General features: G+C 64.9%; 4 protein-coding genes. 1 reads left to right on the top strand and 3 read right to left on the bottom strand.

Annotated features, from left to right (window positions below; genetic code table 11):
• The first annotated feature begins 198 nt into the window (after positions 1-198).
• Positions 199-2,082 (top strand): DNA helicase RecQ, encoded by a 1,884-nt coding sequence (gene recQ / locus Q8K05_RS14135; protein WP_305247276.1) that lies wholly within the window; start codon positions 199-201, stop codon positions 2,080-2,082.
• Between the two features lie 7 nt (positions 2,083-2,089).
• On the opposite strand, the gene Q8K05_RS14130 is transcribed toward recQ, so the two are convergent.
• The 3 genes from Q8K05_RS14130 to nrdD (Q8K05_RS14120) all read right to left on the bottom strand — a co-directional run.
• The gene (locus tag Q8K05_RS14130) at positions 2,090-2,803 is read right to left on the bottom strand and encodes an anaerobic ribonucleoside-triphosphate reductase activating protein (protein WP_305247275.1); all 714 of its coding nucleotides are present in this window, start codon (positions 2,801-2,803) and stop codon (positions 2,090-2,092) included.
• On the bottom strand, positions 2,793-2,981 hold the full coding sequence (gene nrdD, locus Q8K05_RS14125; protein ID WP_305247274.1) for an anaerobic ribonucleoside-triphosphate reductase: 189 nt from the start codon (positions 2,979-2,981) through the stop codon (positions 2,793-2,795). The genes Q8K05_RS14130 and nrdD (Q8K05_RS14125) overlap by 11 nt, the downstream gene beginning before the upstream one ends.
• 38 nt (positions 2,982-3,019) lie before the next feature.
• Positions 3,020-3,909, bottom strand: an 890-nt coding sequence (nrdD, locus tag Q8K05_RS14120; protein ID WP_305247273.1) for an anaerobic ribonucleoside-triphosphate reductase, incomplete at its 5' end; no start/stop codon positions are given.

Genomic DNA, 3,909 nt, shown 5'->3' with positions numbered 1-3,909 from the left:
GAAAGCGCTGGATCATGGTGCCCATGGCGCCGTCCAGAATGGCGATGCGTTTTTCCAGATTGGCGGGGATCTGCTGGGCTCGGGTGTAGGTGATCGGCTTCATGGCCTGCATTTTAGGTCGGACTTCATGGCCGTTGACTTTCCCCGACAATAGGCTTATCCGCTCACCCATCGTTCCCCATTTTCAGGCTTGGCCCCTTGTCCTCTTTGCCCGCATCCATTTCTTCGCCCCAGTCAACACCGCTGGACGTGCTGGGCCAGGTTTTTGGCTATCAGCAGTTTCGCGGCCCACAAGAGGCCATCGTTGACCACGTGGTGCACGGCGGCGACGCGCTGGTGCTGATGCCAACCGGCGGCGGCAAATCGCTGTGCTACCAGATCCCGGCCATCGTGCGGCAAAACGCGGGGCACGGCGTGACCATCGTGATTTCGCCGCTGATCGCGCTGATGCATGACCAGGTCGGCGCGCTGACGGAAGCTGGCGTTTCGGCGGCGTTCCTGAATTCGACGCAGACTTTTGAGGAAAGCAGCGCACTGGAAAAGCAGCTGCTGCGCAACGAACTGACGCTGCTGTATGCCGCGCCCGAGCGCATCAACACGCCGCGCATGAAAGGCCTGCTGGCGTCGCTGCACGAGCGCGGCCTGCTGAGTTTGTTTGCGATTGACGAAGCCCATTGCGTGAGCCAGTGGGGCCACGACTTCCGGCCCGAATACCGCAGTTTGAGCCTGCTGCATGAGACTTTTCCCGACGTGCCGCGCATGGCGCTGACCGCCACCGCCGACCACCTGACGCGCCAGGACATGATAGAGCGGCTCAAGCTCGAAGAAGCGCGCGAGTTTGTCAGCAGCTTTGACCGGCCCAACATCCGCTACACCATCGTCGAAAAAACCGACCCCACGCGCCAGTTGCTGCGCTTTATTCAGACCGAACACGACGCCGAAGCCGGCATTGTGTACTGCCAGTCGCGCAAACGCGTCGAAGAAATTGCCGGCATGCTGGAGGCCGCCGGCATCAAAGCCATGGCCTACCACGCCGGGCTCGACGCCAAGCTGCGCCAGCAGCGGCAGGACCGCTTTCTGCGCGAAGACGGCATGGTGATGGTGGCCACCATCGCGTTTGGCATGGGTATCGACAAGCCCGATGTGCGCTTTGTGGCGCACCTGGACATGCCCAAGAACATTGAAGGCTATTACCAGGAAACCGGCCGCGCCGGCCGCGACGGCCAGAGCGCCGACGCCTGGATGGTGTACGGCCTGCAGGACGTGGTGAACCAGCGCCGCATGATAGACACCAGCGAAGCGGCCAGTGAAGAATTCAAGCAGGTGATGCGCGGCAAGCTGGACGCCCTGCTCAGCCTGGCCGAAGACACGCGCTGCCGCCGCGTCAGCCTGCTGGGCTACTTTGGCGAAGCCAGCCAGCCCTGCGGAAACTGCGACAACTGCCTGAACCCGCCGGCGGTGTGGGACGCCACCGAGGCGGCGCGCAAGATGCTCAGCTGCATTTACCGCGTGCAGCAGGCCAGCGGCATCAGCTTTGGCGCGGGCCACCTGATGGACATTTTGCGCGGCAAGACCACCGAAAAAATCACGCAATACGGCCACGAAAGCCTGAGCACCTTCGGCATTGGCGCCGACCTGGCCGAGGCCCAGTGGCGCAGCGTGCTGCGCCAGCTGATTGCCAAAAACATGGTGCGCGTGAACGCCGAGGCCTTCAACACCCTGCAGCTACTGCCCGACGCGCGCCAGGTATTAAAAGGCGAGGCCAGCGTGCTGCTGCGCCAGCAGGCCCTGGCCGCCAAAGCCGACAAACCCAAGCGCGGCAGCAAAACCTCGGTCAAGGGCCTGGTCGAAGCCACGCTCAACGCCGGCGCACTGGAACGGCTGGCCCGCCTCAAGGCCTGGCGCGGCGAAGTAGCGCGCGAGCACAACCTGCCAGCGTTTGTGATTTTTCACGACGCCACGCTGCGCGCCATCGCCGAGCAGGCACCGCAAAGGCTGCAGGACCTGGAAGGCATCAGCGGCATGGGAACCAAGAAGCTGCAGGCCTATGGTGCCGAAGTGCTACGCGTGCTTGGCGCCTGAGCCGCCCTCAAGCGCGGCGCAAGACGAAGTGGGTAAAGCGCGCCGCCAGCGCCTGCGTCTGGACTGGCGTGAGCGCACACGGCGCACCGCCCGGTGTGCGGCATTGCTGCAAGGCCCAGTGCGTCACCCCGATCTCGGACAGCTCGTCGGCCAGGGCCAGCAGCTCATTCACGCTGAACAGGCCGGGATGCCAGGTGGTGCGACATTCATGGGCCACGCCGCTGGCCAGCAGGTAGCGGAGCGATTGGCGCACGCGCGGTCCGCTGCCCGGTGTGGCGGTGATGCCGTCGTGGCAGTGCAGCGGGCCCTTGATGTCGAGCCCGATCCAGTCCAGCTGCGGCAAGAGCGCTGCCAGCCGTTCTGGGTACATGCCGCCGGTATGCAGCGCCGTTTCGAAACCCATGGCGCGCACCTCGGGCAGCGCGGCGGACAGCGCGGCCTGCAGCGTGGGCTCGCCGCCCGAAAACACCACGCCGTCGAGCAGGCCGCGTCGGCGCTGCAGAAAAGCGAGCACCCGCGACCACGCCAAGGTGCCCGGCACCGTGGCATCGAGCAGCTCGGGGTTGTGGCAATAGCCGCAGCGCCAGGGGCAGCCCTGGCAAAACAGCACGGCCGCCAGGCGGCCGGGAAAGTCGATGCTGGTCAGCGGCGTGAGGCCGCCAATGCGCAGGCGCTCAGCGCTCACGTCTATGCCGGGCGCTGCAACTATCTCACGAAGCACCGCGCTGTTCGGCGAAGAAACGGCGTTCCTGGTGCTCGCCCTGCTTGCCGATGTTGAAGCTGGCCACCGGCCGGTGGTAGCCCATGACGCGGGTCCAGACCTCGCAGGGCTGGCGCTCATCGTCGGTCAGCTGAATCTGCGCGTTGGCGACGTGTTCGGTGGTGAAAAAGTGGCTCATGGATGCATCTCCTTGGAGGTTGAAAAAAACGCTGAAAATCAGGCGGCCAGTGCTGTGCGCTTGGCGGCCAGGCGCTCCTCGTCGCACGCCGGGCAAAACGGGTGCTCTCCGGCCAGATAACCGTGCGTGGGGCAGATCGAAAATGTGGGCGTGATGGTGATGTAGGGCAGCCGAAAACGCGTGAGCGCGCGCTGCACCAGCGCGCGGCAGGCGTCGCCGCTGGACAGGCGCTCGCCCATGTACAGGTGCAGCACGGTGCCGCCGGTGTATTTGGACTGCAGCTCTTCCTGGCGTGCCAGCGCCTCGAACGGGTCGTCGGTAAAACCCACGGGCAACTGCGATGAGTTGGTGTAGAAAGGCCGCGCGTCGGTGCCGGCCTGCAGGATGTCGGGCCAGCGCTTGCTGTCTTCCTTGGCAAAGCGGTAGGTGGTGCCTTCGGCGGGCGTGGCTTCGAGGTTGTAGAGGTGGCCGGTTTCCTCCTGGAACGCGATGATGCGCTCCCGCACATGGTCGAGAAACCGCACCGCAAAGCTGTGGCCCCAGTCGCTCGTGATGTCGTGCGCGTCTTGCGTGAAGTTGCGCACCATTTCGTTGATGCCGTTCACGCCCAGCGTGGAAAAATGGTTGCGCAGCGTGCCCAGGTAGCGCTTGGTGTACGGAAACAGCCCCTGGTCCATCAGGCGCTGGATCAGCTTGCGCTTGGTTTCCAGGCTCTGCTTGCCGAGCTCCAACAGGCGGTCGAGCGCGGCCAGCAAACCGGCCTCGTCGCCCTGGTGCAGGTGGCCCAGGCGCGCGCAGTTGACGGTGACCACGCCCAGGCTACCGGTCTGCTCGGCGCTGCCGAACAGGCCATTGCCGCGCTTGAGCAGTTCGCGCAAATCGAGCTGCAGGCGGCAGCACATGGAGCGCACCATGCTGGGCTCCAGCT

It is taken from the genome of Polaromonas sp. (assembly GCF_030682935.1).
In the GTDB taxonomy this organism is placed as follows: Bacteria; Pseudomonadota; Gammaproteobacteria; order Burkholderiales; family Burkholderiaceae_C; genus Polaromonas.
The sequence above is the reverse complement of the archived record's forward strand: the minus strand, read 5'-3'. Positions and strand labels throughout refer to the sequence as shown.

Excerpts from the sequence above, each read along its gene's own strand:
- nrdD (WP_305247274.1), bottom strand. The coding sequence starts at position 2,981 with ATGAGCCACTTTTTCACCACCGAACACGTCGCCAACGCGCAGATTCAG.